Raw genomic sequence first — 16,837 nt, forward strand, 5'->3', positions numbered from 1 at the left:
AGAAATGCGGGTCCGGCACTGCCGGGCCCGCATTTTTGGTGAACGGGGTCAGCGCGCCGGGGTGATCTGTGCCGAGGCGAGCACGGTAGCGCCGCGCCGCTGCGGGGCATCGAGCGCGGCTAGGACCTGCGGCGCGACGTCGCGGCGCGCCTTGGCCCGGCACGCCGCCTGCGTTGCCCGGATTGCGAAATCGGACTCACCATACCCCCCGCAGGCGATCCCGATCGCCCGGGTGACGCGCTGGTCGAACGTCCGCTTGCCGAGCGGGGAGGCAAGGTCGAGATCAGCGGCGCTGACCTTGACCGTACGGACGGTCATGTCCTGCGCCGTCGCCGCCGCAGGATATTGCAAGGATAGAGTGCCAAGAACCATAAGGCACGAAGCTAGGATTGCACGCGACATGAATAGCCTCCTGAAGACTGTATGAATTGATTAGGGACACGCTGCTGCTGGTCATGCCTTTTCGGCATTTTGCTTTGAGCCGGCTTGCCGCATGGGTGCTGCGGACTCTTCCGACGCGCGAGCCTATAGCGCGGATCGATTACAGGCCTGTGTCGCACCCGCCCGAACTGTCCAGAACCACCGCTAAATTTTTCCCTGTTGAAAACATGGGGAAAGTCCGTTCTTTACTTCCCGTTTGCCGTCATCGGCCTAGGAAAAGACGATGCGTCTGGCGCTTCTGTCCTATGTTGTAGCGATTCTCGCGGTGCTCGGCATGGTGCCGACGCCGGCTGCGGCGCAGGCTGGCTTAACCGGTAGTGCGCTGACGACCTGCGCGCTGCGCGATCGGCCGGGGCTTTCGCCACGCCAGGTGTTTGCCGCGTCGCGGGGCTTCGTTTGCCCGGCGGACCAGCGCCGGCTGGGACCGGGAAGCTATTGGATCCGGTCGGCCCCGCTGCGTCGATCCGCTCCGGTGGCGGTGCGCAGCGCCAGCCTGTGGCAAGGCGTCGTCACGCTGTATGCGCTTTATGCCGACGGACGGATCGTCCCGACCGTGATCGACCAGCAGGCGGCATCCCGGCACGTCCAGCTCGGCGCGATTCTCGAGATTGCGCTGCCGCAACGCCCCGCCCCGCTCGTCCGCCTGCTGTGGCATGTCGACCACGCCGCCAACCTTCGCGGGATCGTCCGCGATCCGACGCTGGCGACGCCAACGCAGAGCATCGACTCCAACCTGCTGATGGGCGGAATGTATGCCGCCTTCGCCGGGCTGTGCATCGCGCTGCTATGCTATAATTTCGCCTTGTGGGTGGCGCTGCGGCACCCCTTCCAGCTCGCCTATTGCGCGATGGTGACCGGATTGCTGGCCTACACGGTCACCTCGTCCGGCTGGATCGCGTGGCTCTATCCGCTGATCGCCAATAACGACCGGATCCGCGCGAATTACCTGCTGCTCGGCCTGTCGACGATCGCCGCCTTCCAGTTCGCGCGCACCTTTTTCGAAGCGCGCGTGTTCGCGGGGACGATCGGGCGGCTCGTGACGCTCACCTGCGCGATCACCGCGGCGGCATCGCTCGGCTTCTGCCTGTTCGCGCCGTTGAACGTGTGGCTGTTCGACCGTTTCTATTCGCTCGCCTTCGCGCTGCAGATGGCGATGGTCGTGCCGTTGCTGTGGCGCGCCTGGGTGTTGCGCAGCAATTACCTGTGGGTGTTCGCGCTGGCCTGGGCGTCGCCGATCGTGATGGCGTCGTTCCGGATCGCGAGTTCGCTCGGGATGATCGGCTGGAACTTCTGGCTCGACAATTCGACGATCATGACGATGACGATCGAAGCGCTGCTGTCGAGCATCGCGATCGCCTATCGCATGCGCCTGCTGAGCAACGAGCGCGACGAGGCGCGCGAACGCGAGATCGCGGCACGGCTGCTCGCGGATACCGACCCGCTGACCGGGCTGCTCAACCGCCGCGCCTTCCTCCACAACGCGATCGGGCGGAGCGGCGAACAGATCCTGATGATCGCGGATCTAGACCATTTCAAACAGGTCAACGAGACGATCGGCCATGACGGTGGCGACGAGGTCCTGCGGGTCTTCGCGCGGACATTGCGCCAGGCGGTCCCGCCGGAAGCGCTGGTCGCGCGGATCGGCGGGGAGGAATTCGCAATCGTCGTGCCGGCTGAATCGGTGGTCGACCCCGACGATATCCTCACCGGTCTTCGCGCCGGGCGGATGCCGTATGACGTGACCGTCACGGCGAGCATCGGCATGTGCAGTGGCCCGCTCGAACGCGAAACCGACTGGAAGGCGCTCTACGCCTGTGCGGACCGGGCGCTGTTCGAGGCCAAGTCCGCCGGACGCGACCGGGCACGCAGCCGTGACCTCCCCGACAGTGCGCATGGGCGCCCCGCCCCCACGCTTGCCGTGCGCAGCCGTTAAGGATATAACGCAAGCGTAAGGAGATGGGCTTTGCGCAATCGTCGGATCATCATCGGGCTGTGCGCCTGCGTCGCGCTGCTCGCCGTCGCGCGCCATCCGACCGCGGATGTCCAGATCCTGACGCATGACGCCACGGACCGGATGCCGCATCAGGTCAAGGCGGCGGTCGACCTGGGACTCGTCGGCATCTCGGTGCTCTATACCTGGACCGCACGCCCGATCGGGTAAGCCGCACCTGCGGCGCGCACGCGCAATGCCTTGCGACCGGTCGTCGGCTTGCTTACACCTGTGTCAATGAACACGCCCGAAGCCATCTGGCACGAATCCTATCGTCATCCTGCCCCGTGGGACAGCGCGTTCCCGCCCTCCTCGATGGCGGATTTCTTCGATGCCGCGGTCGCGCGCGCGGGCGATGCACCGTTGATCGATTTCCTCGGCCGGCATTACAGCTTCACCGAAACGCACGATGGCGCGAACCGCGTCGCGGCGGGGCTCGCGGCGCTCGGCTATGGCCCGGGCGACCGGATCGGTTTGTTCCTCCCCAACGTGCCGCATTATGTCGCGGCCTATTACGGGATCCTGAAACTCGGCGCGACGGTCGTCAATTTCTCGCCGCTCTACACCGCCGCCGAACTCGCGCATCAGGTCGCGGATTCGGGCACCAGGCTGTTGTTCACGTTGTCCGCAAGCCAGTTGCTTCCGACCGCGCTCGAAGTGCTCGAGACGAGCACGCTCGAGCGGCTCGTCGTCGGGTCGATCGCGGGCGCGTTGCCGACCGCCAAGTCGCTGCTGTACCGCATGTTCAAGGGCGGCGAAGTGACCAGGCGGCCGGACGATCCGCGCATCCTCGCCTTCTCGAAGCTGATCGCCAACGACGGCAGCTACCCCCGCCCGACGATCGCCCCCGAGAGCGACGTCGCGCTGATCCAATATACCGGTGGCACCACCGGCACCCCCAAGGGCGCGATGCTGACCCACCACAACCTCTCCGCCAACGCGCGGCAGGTGATGGCGATCGATCCCAACCCGGAGGCCCCCGACCGCATTCTCGGCGTGCTGCCGATGTTCCATGTCTTCGCCAACACCTGCGTGCTCAACCGACCGTGCTCAACGGCGGCTGTATCGTGATGCTCCCGCGGTTCGAGGCAGGCGCGGTGCTCGCCGCGATCACGCGGACCAAGGCGACCGCGCTCCCCGGCGTCCCCACGATGTATCAGGCGCTGCTCGACCATCGCAGGATCGGCGCGACCGATTTCGCGTCGCTCCGCATCTGCATCTCGGGCGGCGCACCGCTTGCGCCCGAACTGAAGGCGAAGTTCGAGAAGATCACCGGCGCGACCGTGGTCGAGGGATACGGCCTGTCGGAGAGTTCGGGCGTGCTCTCCGCCAACCCCTATGAGGCGGAGGGCAAGACCGGGACGATCGGCCAGCCGCTTCCCGCGACCTGCCTCCGCCTCGTCGACAAGGCCGACCCGACGCAGGACGTCGCCGAGGGCGAGCCCGGCGAGATCGTCGCGCGCGGCCCGCAGATCATGAAGGGCTATTGGAACCGCCCCGATGCCGATGACGAGGTCTTCCTCATCAACGCCGACGGCAAATGGCTGCGCACCGGCGATGTCGGCACGATCGACGCGGACGGCTTCGTCAAGATCGTCGACCGGCTCAAGGACATGATCTCGGTCTCGGGGTTCAAGGTCTTCCCGAGCCAGATTGAGGCGGTTCTCTATCATCACCCCGCGATCAAGGAAGCGCTCGTCGTCGGCCTGCCCGATCCGTACCGTGGCGAGCACCCGCGCGCCTATGTCACGCTCAACGAAGATGCCGACGTCTCGGGCGAGGCTTTGCGCGACTGGCTCAACCCGCAGATCGGCCGACACGAGCGCGTCGACACCGTTGTGGTGCGGCTCACCATGCCCAAGACGATGATTGGCAAGCTCAGCCGCAAGGACCTGATCGCCGAAGTGATGGCGGAAGAAGCGTAAAGTGTGTGCGCGAAAGGCTTCTTCTTAAGCCCCTCCCCTTCAGGGAGGGGTTTGGGGTGGGGCAGTTCAGCAGAACCCAGCTCTCTGCGAGGCACTGCCCCACCCCAACCCCTCCCCTGAAGGGGAGGGGCTTTAAAGGAGCAACCCACCCCACCCATGTGACAGTTGCATGAACCCCCATCCCTCCGATTGTAACAATAGCTTGTCATAGACCGAGGTCATCCAGAGGCTTTCCGGGATGCCAGACGATGGACGCAGTAACGAAAATCGCGCTCGAGGGTCTGGCCGGCCAGGGCACGATCGCCGACTTCGCCGATTTCGCCAATTCGCACCCGGTCATTCCCGAGCGGCCGATCGACGCCCGCCGCAAGTATCGCACGATCTGGATTTCGGACATTCATCTCGGCACGCGCGGCTGCAATGCCGAGATGCTGATCGACTTCCTCGACCACGTCGACAGCGAGCGGATGTATCTCGTCGGCGACATCATCGACGGCTGGCGGCTGAAAAAGAAGTTCTACTGGCCCGCCGCGCACAACGACGTGGTGTGGCGGCTGCTCAAGCGCGCCAAGCGCGGGACCGAGGTGATCTATATCCCTGGCAACCATGACGAAGTGATGCGCCAGTTCACCGGACTCGACTTCGGCGGTGTCGCGATCCGCCGCAATGCGATCCACCAGACCGCGGACGGACGCCGCCTGCTCGTCCTGCACGGCGACGAATTCGACGCGATCACGCTCGCGCACCGCTGGCTGGCGCACGTCGGCGACGTAGCGTACAATATGCTGATGGCGCTCAATCGATGGGTCAATGCGTATCGACGCTATTTCAACATGCCCTATTGGTCACTCTCCAAGCATGCGAAGGCGAAAGTGAAAAACGCAGTCGAGTTCATTTCGAATTACGAGGAGGTGATCGCGCAGGCTGCGGGGTCGCGCGGGGTCGATGGAGTCGTCTGCGGCCATATTCACACCGCCGAATTTCGCGATATCAACGGAATCGCTTATTATAACGATGGCGACTGGGTGGAAGGCTGCACCGCCCTGGTCGAACATTTCGACGGTCGTATGGAGCTGCTGCATTGGGCGGACGAGATTGCTGCACGGGAAACGGCCCGCCCAAGCGCGAAGATCGCGCAGCTGGCAGCCTGACGCCGGTGCGCATCGCGATCGTCACCGATGCGTGGAGCCCGCAGGTCAATGGCGTGGTGCGCACGCTGCAGGCGGTCCGCGCCGAACTCGTCAAGCAGGGGCATGACGTCCTGATCGTCTCGCCCGACCTGTTCTATTCGATGCCCTGCCCGACCTACCCCGAGATCCGCCTCGCCTTCGCGCGCACCGCCGCGGTCGGCAAGATGCTCGCCGATTTCGCGCCGAATGCGATCCATCTCGCGACCGAGGGGCCAGTATGCCTTGCGGCGCGGCGCTGGTGCCTGTCGCGCGGGTTTCCGTTCACCACCGCCTATCACACGCAATTCCCGGACTATGTCTCTGCGCGCACGGGGGTGAACCCCGAATGGGTGTGGCGCTACATCCGCTGGTTCCACTGGCCCGCGCAGTCGATCCTCGCCTCCACCCCGTCGATCGCCGCGACGCTCAAGGCGCATGACCTGACGCGCGTGCGGCACTGGGGTCGCGGGGTCGATCTGTCGACCTTCGGCAGCGACGTCGTGCCCGATCCCGCGATCCGCGCGCTGGCGGAGGGCGGCAAGGGTCCGGTCCAGCTGTATGTCGGTCGCGTCGCGGTCGAGAAGAACATTGAGGCGTTCCTCACCGCCGCGCATCCAGGCGTGAAGGTGATCGTCGGCGACGGCCCCGCGCGTGCGACGCTTGCCGCGAAATACCCGGACGCGCATTTCCTGGGACCGCGCTTCGGGCACGACCTCGCCGCCGCTTATGCGGCCGCCGACGTGTTCGTCTTTCCGAGCAAGACCGACACCTTCGGCCTCGTGATGATCGAGGCGATGGCGTGCGGCGTGCCGATCGCCGCCTATCCGGTGACCGGGCCGATCGACGTGCTCAAGCCCACGGTCGGCGCGATGGACGACGATCTCGACGTCGCGATCGCCAGGGCGCTGACCCTGAGCCGGGCCGATTGCGCCGCCTACGGGCAGAGCTTCACCTGGGCGGCAAGCGCGCGGCAATTCCTGAACGCGCTGGTGCCGGTCAACCACCCGGAGGCGATCGCGGCTTGAGGCGGTTCCGCCAATAGCGTAAAAATGCTGCAGCGCCGACACCGACGGGAAGGAAGACACGTGAACGTATCGATCGGCCCACGCTGGGAATCCTTCATCGAATCGATCGTCGCGGAAGGCCGCTATGCCTCGGCCGACGCGGTGATGCGCGAAGGCCTGCGGCTGGTCGAAGAACGCGAACAGAAGATGAAGGCGCTGCGCGAGACGATCGAGAATGCGATCGAGCGCGGCGGATCCTATTCGTCCGATGACGTTCGCGATGCAGTAGACGAAGCGCTCGACGACTGGGAAGCAAGACGGCGCGCCTGACGTGCGGCGCCTGGTTTACCTGGCGGGCGCACGGACCGCGATCCGAGACATTGCCGTCTATATTGCACAGGAAAGCGGTGATCGCGCGGTGGCGCGCCGGTTCGCCCAGACGATCCGGGAACGATGCCGCAAACTTGCGGCGCTACCTGGCCTTCTGGGAAGCGCACGCCCCGAATTACACAGGGACGTCCGCAGCGTTGCCCATCGCGGATATATCATCTTCTTCCGGTATGACCCAACAACGCTGTATGTCGTGACCGTCCTCAAGGCTGAACGCGACGTCGAGCGATACTTCGTTGAAACCCCTCCGATGCATTGAGCCCAGGCCCGCAACCGCGCTTGCCACTCCCGCGCAACCGGCGTACATGCAACGTCAGCACAAGTGGCCGCTCCGAAAGGGGCGGCCCTTTCCGTTTCTGAAGGAGTTCGCCGCATGGCCCAGCCGCTCATGCCCCATGCCACCGCATCGTGGCTCGTCGACAATACCGCGCTCAGTTTCGAGCAGATCGCGGACTTCTGCGGTCTCCACATCCTCGAGATCCAGGCGATCGCGGACGATACCGCCGCCACCAAGCTGACCGGCCGCGACCCGATCCGCGCGCACGAGCTGACCCAGGTCGAGATCGACAAGGGCCAGGCGAACGCCGACTATCGCCTGCAGATCCTCAAGGGCCCCGAGCAGGTCCGCCGCACCAAGGGTCCGCGCTACACGCCGGTGTCGAAGCGGTCGGACAAGCCCGACGGCATTTCGTGGATCATCCGCAACCACCCGGAAATCACCGACGGCGCGATCAGCACCCTGATCGGCACGACCCGCACGACGATCGCGGCAATCCGCGACCGCAGCCACTGGAACATCGCCAACATCACCCCGAAGGATCCGGTGACGCTCGGCCTGACGACGCAGCGCGAGCTCGACGCGGCAGTCGGCAAGGCCGCCAAGGCCGCCGGGATCGAGGCGCCGGTCGACACGCGTCTGGAGGGGGATCGCGAGGCGCTCATCTCCGAGCTGCGCGCCAACCGCGACCAGCTCGCGCGCGATGCGGAAGCCGCCGAGCACGGCGAAGTCCCGACCCGCGCCGAGCCGACCGCCGAGACGCTGTTCAAGCGGTAAGGACCGGACAACGGCTGTTGGGCGGGCCCGCCACACAATAGGCCGTCATCCCCGCGTAGGCGGGGATCCATACTGGCTGGCCTCACCCGTGACGACAGACGGTAGCCAGTATGGATTCCCGCATTCGCGGGAATGACGGAATGGGGAAGGCGCGGCGCGGGGGATTTTGGCCCGCCACCGCCGCCACCCGGCAGGAACTCGAATGACCACTTCCCCCCGTTTCGCCTTCACCATCGCCGCAACCGACGGCAAGGCGCGCACCGGCAAGATCGCGATGCGCCGCGGCACGATCCGCACGCCAGCCTTCATGCCGGTCGGCACCGCCGCCACCGTCAAGGCGGTCAAGCCCGCCGACGTTCGCGCGGCGGGCGCCGACATCATCCTCGGCAATACCTATCACCTCATGCTCCGCCCCGGCGCGGAACGCGTCGCGCGGCTCGGGGGCTTGCACGATTTCATGGGCTGGGACCGCCCGATCCTCACCGACAGCGGCGGCTATCAGGTGATGAGCCTCAGCGACCTGACCAAGCGCGACGAGAATGGCGTGACCTTCAAGTCGCACCTCGACGGCACGCGCCACACCCTCAGCCCCGAACGCTCGATCGAGATCCAGCGGCTGCTCGGCTCGGACATCGTCATGGCGTTCGACGAACTCGTCCCCACCACCTCCACCCCCGAAGTCCAGGCCGCCGCGATGGCGCGCTCGATGCGCTGGGCGAAGCGGTCGCGCGATGCGTTCGACGGCGGCGGCGTACATGCCGAGGGCGCGGCGATCTTCGGTATCCAGCAGGGCGCGCTCGACCAGACGCTCCGCGCCGACAGCGCGGGCGCGCTGATCGACATTGGGTTCGATGGCTATGCGGTCGGCGGGCTCGCGGTCGGCGAAGGACAGGAAGCGATGTTCGGCTGCCTTGACTTTGCCCCTGATCAGCTCCCGGTCGACAAGCCGCGCTACCTAATGGGCGTCGGCAAGCCCGACGACATCGTCGGCGCGGTCGAGCGCGGGATCGACATGTTCGATTGCGTCATGCCGACCCGCTCGGGCCGCACCGGCCAGGCGTTCACGCGTCAGGGCCCGATCAACCTGCGCAACGCGAAGTTCGCCGAGGACCAGGGTCCGCTCGATCCGGCCTGTGGCTGTCCGGTCTGCGGCACATGGTCGCGCGCGTACATCCATCATCTCGTGCGGTCGCAGGAGATCCTCGGTGCGATGCTGATGACCGAACATAATCTGTGGTTCTATCAGGGGTTGATGGCGGACCTTCGCGCGGCGATAACGGACGGACGGCTCAATGGCTTTGCCGACGCGTTTCGGGAGGCATACCGGTCTTCGCAGGGACCGACGTCGGAGTGAGAGGGAATCATGGCTGAAATCAACGAAATCGAAGCGGCAGCTCGCGACCACAAGCGAGTCCGCGATGCCGCCGAAGCGGCCAAGGGCGCAGTCAAGGACAGCTGGCCGCTGGTGCCGATCGCGATCGGCGTGGGCGTGGGCTCGGCCGCGCTGGCGGCGGTGCTGATGTATACCAACCGGGATCGCAGCAAGCCCTGACACGATGGCGTAACGATCGCTTTCCGACACACCGCGTCCCCGGCGAAGGCCGGGGCCCAGTAGGGAGACCTGAGGTATCGGGCGCTGTGCCCGGTTACAAAAACCTCCGCTACTGGGCCCCGGCCTTCGCCGGGGAAGCGGGAGAGGGAGAAGCGACGCACGCCCGTACGATTGACACACCACACCCCCCGGCAACACAGTAGCGCATTGATCTGCCCGCCGGAGTTTCCCCCATGCGTCTGTCCCGTGCCGCCCTCCTGCTGGGCGCCGCCCTGCTCCCCGCAACGCTCGCGCAGGCGCAATCAACCGCCCCTGCCCCCGCGGTCAAGCCGATCGCCTTCACCGAGCGCACGCTCGCCAATGGCCTGCGCGTCTATGCGATCCGCGACACCAGCACCCCCAACGTGTCGGTCCAGATGTGGTATGACGTCGGCTCGAAGGACGACCCCGCCGGCCGCTCGGGTTTCGCGCACATGTTCGAACATCTCATGTTCAAGGCGACGCGCAACCTCGTGTCGGAACAGATGGACCGGCTGACCGAGGACGTCGGCGGCAACAACAACGCCTCGACCAACGACGATTACACCGAATATCACGAGACGATCCCCGCCAACCACCTGCAGCGCCTGCTGTTCGCCGAAGCCGACCGCATGGCGAGCCTGGTGGTCGAACCCAAGAGCTTCGCTTCCGAACGCGACGTGGTGAAGGAGGAGCTCCGCCAGAACACCAACGCGCGGCCGTACGGGAAGCTGTTCTCGCTGTATTTCCCCGCGATCAGCTACACCCGCCACCCCTATGCGCGCGGGACGATCGGCAGCATCGACAATCTCGACAGCGCGCAGATCGATGACGTTCGCGCGTTCCACGCGACCTTCTACCGCCCCGACAATGCAGTACTGGTGGTGTCGGGCAATTTCGACCCGGCGCAGCTCAACCAGTGGGTCGACCAGTATTTCGCCAAGATCAAACGCCCGACCCGCGCGATCCCGCGCCTCATCACGACCGAGCCGCCGCGCACGCAAGCCGTCAGCCGCACGGTCTATGAGGCGAACACCCCGCTCCCCGCGGTGCTGATCAGCTACCCCATCCCGGCCGACCGCGACCCCGACAGCGCCCCGCTCGCGGTGCTCAACACGATCCTGTCGCAGGGCGAAAGCTCGCGGCTGTATGAGAGCCTCGTCTATCGCGATCAGCTCGCGCAGTCGGCCGAGACCTATCTCGACGTCAAGCAAGGCCCGGGCAATCTCGCCGTGATCGCGATCATGGCGGGCGGCAAGGACGTCGCCACCGGCGAGGCGGCGCTGCGCCGCGAAATCGCGCGGATGCGCGACACCACGGTCAGCCCGGCGGAACTCGCCAAGGCCAAGAACCAGATCGTCACCGCCGAACTGCTCGGCCGCGAGACCGCCGAGGGCAAGGGCCGCACGATCGCGCAGGCGACGATCATCGACGGCGACCCCCACGCCGCCGACCGGCAGCTTGCCGAGATCGACCGCGTCACCGCCGCCGACGTCCAGCGCGTCGCGCGCAAGTATCTGCAAGACAATCGCGCCGCGACGATTCACTATCTCCCCGCCGAAAGTTCGAACGGCGCGAAGGGCGACACGATCGCCGTCGCACCTACGGTCGTCGCGCAGCAACTCGTCACCCCGCCCGACGTCCAGATCGTCACGCCGGCGAGCGCCGCCGATCGGATCGCACCCCCCGCACCTGCTGCAACGATTCCGGCGACCACCCCAAGACCGGTCGAATTCGCGCTCGCCAACGGCCTGCGCGTCGTCGTCGTCGAAAAGCACGATCTGCCGCTGATGACCGCCTTGCTCGTCGGCCAGGGCGGCGGCGCGAACGATCCCGCCGCGCTCCCCGGCGTCAACAGCCTCGCCGCGACGCTGCTGACCAAGGGCACCGCGACCCGCAGCGCGACCGACATCGCGCAGCAGATCGAGACGCTTGGCGGCGCGATCTCGAGCGATGCAAGCTGGGACGGCTCGACGATCGACATCACGGTCAAGGCGGATCAGGCCGCGCCCGCGCTCGGTATCCTCGCCGACGTCGCGCGCAACCCCGCGTTCAAGCCCGACGAGATCGAGCGCGCCCGCGCGCAGGCGATCGACGGCGTTCAGGTTGCGCAGAAGAACCCGAGCCAGCTCGCCGGCCTCGTCGCCGTCCGCACCGCGCTGGGATCATCGGCCTATGGCCATCCGCTCGAGGGGACGCCCGCGTCGCTCAAGGCCATTGGCGCGAAAGACATTCGCGCCGCCTATGCCGCGACCTGGGCACCCAAACAGGCAGCGCTCGTGCTAGTCGGTGATATCACCCCGGCGCAGGCGAGGCCGCTCGCGGAAGCCGCGTTCGGCACGTGGCGGACGGTCGCGACGAAACCCGCCACCGTCCCGATGCAGAGCTACCCCAAGCCGCGCGTCGTCGTCGTCGACATGCCAGGCGCGGGGCAAGCGGGCGTGGTCGTCGCACGCCCCGGCCTCGCGCGCAGCGATGCGCGATATTATCCGACCGCAGTCGCCAACACGATCCTCGGCGGCGGTTTCTCGTCGCGGCTCAACCAGGAAATCCGGATCAAGCGCGGGCTCGCGTACGGCGCGGGAAGCTCGCTCCAGGCGGGCCGCCAGCCCGGGCTGGTCGCGGGCCGTACCTCGACCAAAAACCCGTCCGCACCCGAAACCGTCTCGATCATCCTCGCCGAGATGAAACGTCTCGGCGCGGAAGCGGTCACGCCCGCCGAACTGGAGACGCGCAAGGCGGTGCTCGTCGGCAACTTCGGCCGCGCGACCGAGACGACCGGCGGGATCGCAGGGACGGTCGGCGGCTATGTCGTGCAGGGCGTGCCGCTCAGCGAACTCGGTGCCTATGTCGCCAAGGTCGCGGCGGTCGACCCGGCGGCAGTGCAGGCCGCGGCGGCGGCAGAGCTCGACCCGGCGCGCGCGAGCGTCGTGGTGGTCGGCGATGCGAAGGACTTCATCGATCCGCTGCGCAAGGCGTATCCGCAAGTCGAGGTGATCCCGGCGGGCGCGCTCAAGCTGGAGACCGCGGCGCTCCGTTGATCGCCTCGCCCGCCGTCACCCGGGCCGGAAGCGGGTGACGGCGGGCAGCGATCCCGGCAATACGGGTTGCCCACGCTACCCCTCCTCCCGTTCGTTTCGAGCGCAGTCGAAAAACCCGGCACAGCGCAGGTTTCTCGACTTCGCTCGAAACGAACGGGGGGAGTGTGTCAGCAACCTGGTAACCCGGTTGCGTTACTAGCCAGCCGGTGACTCCACGTGCCTTCCTGACCCGCCACAAGCTCTGGCCGCGTCCGCGCGAGGTTCTCGTTGCGCTCGCGGTGGTCGCCGTCCTGCTCTGCCTGTACCCGGCGGTACAAGCGATCCTCGACCAGGCGCGCAAAGCGGCGCTCTCCGACCCCGCGCCGGGCGGCTTCGACCGAGAGGATCATTTCCCCGGTGCCGCCTATTTTTACGCGGAGGATGCACCCGGTGCGATCCCGCCCCCCACGCTCCCGCTGCTCGCGCGCCTGCTCGGGACCGACGCCTCGGTCCACCCCGCCGCGCCCTTCTCGCTGGCGCACGCGAGCGCGACCGACCGCGGGCGGGCGCTGCAATGCCTGACCGCCGCGATCTATTATGAAGCGGGCGGCGAACCCGTCGCGGGGCAGCGCGCGGTCGCGCAGGTGATCCTCAACCGCGTCCGCCATCCCGCCTTCCCGGCCACGGTGTGCGGCGTCGTCTATCAGGGGTCGGACGTCGCGCATTGCCAGTTTAGCTTCGCCTGCGACGGGGCGCTCGCACGGGGGATGCCCGATCAGGCGGCATGGTCGCGCGCGCTCGGCGTGGCGGCGGGGGCGCTCAACGGGGTGGTGATGCGCGATGTCGGACTGGCGACGCATTACCACAGCTATGCGGTCACCCCGACCTGGAACCGCAGCCTCGTGCTGACCGCGGCGGTCGGCGCGCATCTGTTTCATCGCTGGCAGGGGGCGGGCGGGACGGCGGCGGCGTTCCACCAGCGCTATGCCGGCGGCGAGCCCGTGCCGGGGCCGCTGCAACCGGTTGCCCCGTTGGCCGCGATTGCCCTTCCCGCGCCGCGCCCCGCTGCCGCCCCTGTCACGGCTCCTGAAAAACCTGCGCAGCATACCGCACCCGAACCCGAATACGGCCTGCCCGAAGCATCCGATATTCTCGATAAATGGAAGGACTCGGGCAAACCGTTGCGGTAGCGGCCCGCCCCGGGGAGGGTCCGGGTGCCTGCGCCTGCGTTATTGCGCCGGCTTCAGATACCGGTCGAACCACGCCACCGTCCGCTTGCGCAGATCCGCATAATTCACGGGCGCGCGGATGCCGTGGCCTTCCTCGGGGTAGATCACCAGCGACGTCGGCACGCCCTGGTCCTTCAACCCGTGCCAATATTCGATCGACTGGGTCGGCGGCACCTCAATGTCGCGCTCGCCGACATAGATGAAGGTCGGCGTCTTCGCGCGCTTGATGAAATTGACTGCGGAGACGTCCTCATACGCCTTGCGGTCCTGGTACAGCGTCTTGCCGAAGAACGGCAGCATCCACTGGTCGATCCCGTTGGTGCCGTAATAGCTGACCCAGTTGGACAGCCCCGCCCCCGCGACGATCGCCTTGAAGCGGTTGGTCTGCGTGTTCGCCCACATCGCCATGAACCCGCCATAGCTCCCGCCGGTCAGCCCGAGCCGCGTATCGTCCACGGGCGCGACCTTCTCGACCGCGTCGATCCCGGTCAGGATGTCGCGCAGATCGCCGCCGCCGAAGTCGCGCTTGTTGGCGGCGGTGAACGCCTCGCCCTGGCCGTAGCTGCCGCGCGGATTGGGCAGGAACACATAATAGCCCGCGTCGAGCAGGTCGCCATAGCCGCCGCCGAAGGACGGCGTGTTCGCCGCCGACGGACCGCCGTGGACGATCGTGACCATCGGCGCCTTCTTCGCCGGATCCGCGCCGATCGGCGCGAGCAGCCAGCCCTGCGCGGTAAAGCCCTCGTTCTTCCAGCTGATCGACCGCGCGGTCATGACCGCGGGGATCGCGTCATTGTCATGCGTGATCTGCACCGGCGCAGCCACCGGTCCCGCGAAGATCGCGGGCGCATGCGTGAAATCCTGCGCGACGGTCGCGACGGTGCGGCCGTCCGCGCTCCACGCCGCCTTGGCGTCCCCCGCCGCCAGGCTCGCCGGTCGCGACCAGCCGAACCCGTCGCCGCGTTCGCCCACCGTCACCAAGCCGACCTGGTCGCCGCGGAGCGCCGTTCCGCGGATCGTGCCTGCGGTCCATTCGAGCGACGTCACCGTCAGCCGCGCGGTCGGGGTGATATTGCGCGGCGTGCCGCCCGCGAACGGCACGGTCCACACATCCCCGCCGACCGAGCCGAAATCGCTCATCAACCCGCCGATATAGGCGACCGTCTTGCCGTCCGGCGACACGCGCGGGAAATTGAGCTGTGTCGTCGGCTTGGCGATCGTGCGCACCGTGCCCGTCGTCGCATCGACCGCATCCAGCGTCGCGACCCACCAATTGTTGTCGCCATTGCCGAGCGCCGACGTGACGACGAACCCCGTCCCGTCCGGCGTCCAGTCATATTCATAGATGTAGCGATCCGCCGGCGACACCGGCTTGACCGCGTCCGCCGCCACCGGCGCGCCCGCGAGGTCAAACACCGCGAGTCGCTGCTCGTCGCTCTTCTCGCCGATCTCGCCGATCTGGCGGACCCCCGCCTGCGCCGCGCCGGCTTCCTTGGCGGCGCCGATCGTCACCAGCACCGCGATCCGCTTGCCGTCGGGCGCAAACCGGGGCGTCTGCGCGATGCCCTTGATCGTCGCGATCGTCCGCGCCTTCCCATTCTGGTCGACCGCGAGCGTCACCGTCCCCGCCGCGCGGTCGCGCGCGAGCCAGGCGAGTGTCCCGTCGGGCGCGAAGGTCAGGCCGGACAGCGAACACGCCTTCGCGCACGGATCGAAACTGCGCAGCACCTTGCCGTCGCGGACGCTGCGCAGCGTGATCGTTCCCTTGCCGAACGGGCTGGTGCTCTCGAACGTCGCGATCCGGTCGCCCTGCGCGGAGATCGCCAGGCTGCCATAGCCGTGCACCGGCGGCGGGGCCGCGAGCGCATCGGTGGCGGTGGCGGCAAGCAGCAGGGCAAGGACAAGGCGCATCGGGCAACTCCAGGCGTGTGATGGAGTTGGATAGCACACTGAAGTGCCTAGGCAATCCGTCACCCGGGCGACCGCCCCGTGCGCGCGGGTGCGCGCTCGAACGCCTATTTGTCCGTGCCCCGCGCCTTCCCCCAGGATCGGGCGGCGGTATAACCCAGATACCCCGTCCCGAAGAGCGCGTAGAGCGGCTCGGGGATCCCGGCGAGATAGACGTTCATCCCCGCTGCGATATCCTTGGCCATCTGCGGTTGCACCGCCGCGATCAACCCCATCGGAATCGCCCACAGCAGCAGCGCATACATCACGTATAGGAAGCTCGGCCGCGCGCGGCTCGTCCACGGGTCGGGGCTTTGCGCCTCGGCGAGGATCGCCGCCATCTGCGCCTTTACCTGATCGAGGTCCTGGCTCCCCTGCAACTCGAGCAGTTTCAGCTTCGCCTCGTCGCGCGCCTTGGGGTCTGGGATGATCTTGTCGATGATCCCCGCGATCGGGCCGATGATACCGTCCAGCAATCCCATTGTTCCGCTCCCGTTTGTTAACCGATCCGGTTGTCGAGCCAACCGTACAGAAAGGCCTCGTCGGCGGGTCGTCGCTCCGCCAGCGCGACATAGCGTTCGCCGCGCAGCGCCTCGATCGCCTTGCCCAGCACCGCCTCCCCCGCCGCCCCGCGCCTGGCGAGAAACCCCGTCACCGCGGCGAGCGTCGCCGCGCCGATCACCCCGTCCAGCGCGACGTCGGCATAGTCGCGCGCACCGCGATTGAGCGCGTTCAGCGCACGCTGGAGAAACCCGGTCGCGACCGCCGGGCCCATGTTCACCGCCGTATCGAACAGGATCGCCGCAACCGTCGGGGCAAGCCGATCCACCGCGCCGAACCGCGGCTGTTCCCAATACAGCCGCCGGTAAATCTCCCGCGCCATCGCGACCGGAAAGGCGCGCATCGCGCCGTCATAGCCATTCGCGCGCGCCACCGCCGCGGTGATGCCGAACCGCGTCTCGCCGCCGCGGTCCGCCGGGTGATCGACATACCCGCCCTCACGCGCCAGCACCGCATCGATCAGCGTCTCGACCGTCATCCCAGCCCTCCCGTTGCTGACGAATCGGGTAACCTATACGGTTCGTGTAGGACAGATGT

The 16,837-nt window shown here is 67.1% G+C and carries 15 protein-coding genes and 1 pseudogene; 12 read left to right on the top strand and 4 right to left on the bottom strand.

Features of this window, described 5'->3' with window-relative positions:
- Positions 1-48: 48 nt before the first annotated feature.
- A complete protein-coding gene (locus tag RI03_RS12990) occupies positions 49-402 on the bottom strand; it encodes a UrcA family protein (RefSeq protein ID WP_338009635.1) in 354 nt (117 codons plus the stop codon).
- A gap of 262 nt (positions 403-664) precedes the next feature.
- Between RI03_RS12990 and RI03_RS12995 the strand changes: the two genes are divergently transcribed.
- The 12 genes and pseudogenes from RI03_RS12995 (at position 665) to RI03_RS13050 (ending at position 13,753) form a co-directional block, all read left to right on the top strand.
- A complete protein-coding gene (locus tag RI03_RS12995; protein ID WP_010217866.1) occupies positions 665-2,374 on the top strand; it encodes a GGDEF domain-containing protein in 1,710 nt (569 codons plus the stop codon).
- Between the two features lie 30 nt (positions 2,375-2,404).
- A complete protein-coding gene (locus tag RI03_RS13000; protein WP_010217867.1) occupies positions 2,405-2,602 on the top strand; it encodes a hypothetical protein in 198 nt (65 codons plus the stop codon).
- A 66-nt stretch (positions 2,603-2,668) separates the two neighbouring features.
- Positions 2,669-4,356: pseudogene (locus RI03_RS13005) on the top strand (AMP-binding protein).
- A gap of 248 nt (positions 4,357-4,604) precedes the next feature.
- Positions 4,605-5,507 (top strand): UDP-2,3-diacylglucosamine diphosphatase, encoded by a 903-nt coding sequence (locus RI03_RS13010; protein WP_010217868.1) that lies wholly within the window; start codon positions 4,605-4,607, stop codon positions 5,505-5,507.
- 5 nt (positions 5,508-5,512) lie between these two features.
- On the top strand, positions 5,513-6,550 hold the full coding sequence (locus RI03_RS13015; RefSeq protein ID WP_010217869.1) for a glycosyltransferase family 4 protein: 1,038 nt from the start codon (positions 5,513-5,515) through the stop codon (positions 6,548-6,550).
- 60 nt (positions 6,551-6,610) lie between these two features.
- Entirely contained in the window at positions 6,611-6,859 is a 249-nt protein-coding gene (locus RI03_RS13020) for a type II toxin-antitoxin system ParD family antitoxin (protein WP_010217870.1), read from the top strand.
- A gap of 1 nt (position 6,860) precedes the next feature.
- Positions 6,861-7,178: a type II toxin-antitoxin system RelE/ParE family toxin gene (locus RI03_RS22710; protein WP_010217871.1), complete on the top strand. Its 318-nt coding sequence runs from the start codon at positions 6,861-6,863 to the stop codon at positions 7,176-7,178.
- 114 nt (positions 7,179-7,292) lie between these two features.
- Positions 7,293-7,973: a DUF1013 domain-containing protein gene (locus RI03_RS13030; RefSeq protein WP_010217872.1), complete on the top strand. Its 681-nt coding sequence runs from the start codon at positions 7,293-7,295 to the stop codon at positions 7,971-7,973.
- Between the two features lie 202 nt (positions 7,974-8,175).
- Entirely contained in the window at positions 8,176-9,327 is a 1,152-nt protein-coding gene (gene tgt / locus RI03_RS13035) for a tRNA guanosine(34) transglycosylase Tgt (protein WP_010217873.1), read from the top strand.
- 9 nt (positions 9,328-9,336) lie between these two features.
- Entirely contained in the window at positions 9,337-9,525 is a 189-nt protein-coding gene (locus tag RI03_RS13040) for a hypothetical protein (RefSeq protein ID WP_010217874.1), read from the top strand.
- 233 nt (positions 9,526-9,758) lie between these two features.
- Positions 9,759-12,584 (top strand): M16 family metallopeptidase, encoded by a 2,826-nt coding sequence (locus RI03_RS13045; protein ID WP_010217875.1) that lies wholly within the window; start codon positions 9,759-9,761, stop codon positions 12,582-12,584.
- 206 nt (positions 12,585-12,790) lie between these two features.
- Positions 12,791-13,753 carry a cell wall hydrolase gene (locus RI03_RS13050; RefSeq protein WP_010217876.1) on the top strand — a complete coding sequence of 321 codons (963 nt, stop codon included), beginning with the start codon at positions 12,791-12,793 and terminating at the stop codon, positions 13,751-13,753.
- 39 nt (positions 13,754-13,792) lie between these two features.
- Here the strand turns inward: RI03_RS13050 and RI03_RS13055 are convergent, their stop codons facing one another.
- The 3 genes from RI03_RS13055 to RI03_RS13065 all read right to left on the bottom strand — a co-directional run bounded on the left by RI03_RS13055 (position 13,793) and on the right by RI03_RS13065 (position 16,778).
- Positions 13,793-15,703 carry a S9 family peptidase gene (locus RI03_RS13055; RefSeq protein WP_010217877.1) on the bottom strand — a complete coding sequence of 637 codons (1,911 nt, stop codon included), beginning with the start codon at positions 15,701-15,703 and terminating at the stop codon, positions 13,793-13,795.
- Positions 15,704-15,807: 104 nt separating this feature from the next.
- Positions 15,808-16,221: a holin family protein gene (locus RI03_RS13060; protein WP_010217878.1), complete on the bottom strand. Its 414-nt coding sequence runs from the start codon at positions 16,219-16,221 to the stop codon at positions 15,808-15,810.
- A 17-nt stretch (positions 16,222-16,238) separates the two neighbouring features.
- On the bottom strand, positions 16,239-16,778 hold the full coding sequence (locus RI03_RS13065; protein WP_010217879.1) for a glycoside hydrolase family 108 protein: 540 nt from the start codon (positions 16,776-16,778) through the stop codon (positions 16,239-16,241).
- Positions 16,779-16,837: the final 59 nt, after the last annotated feature.

Source organism: Sphingomonas sp. PAMC 26621, assembly GCF_000251145.1.
In the GTDB taxonomy this organism is placed as follows: Bacteria; Pseudomonadota; Alphaproteobacteria; order Sphingomonadales; family Sphingomonadaceae; genus Sphingomonas.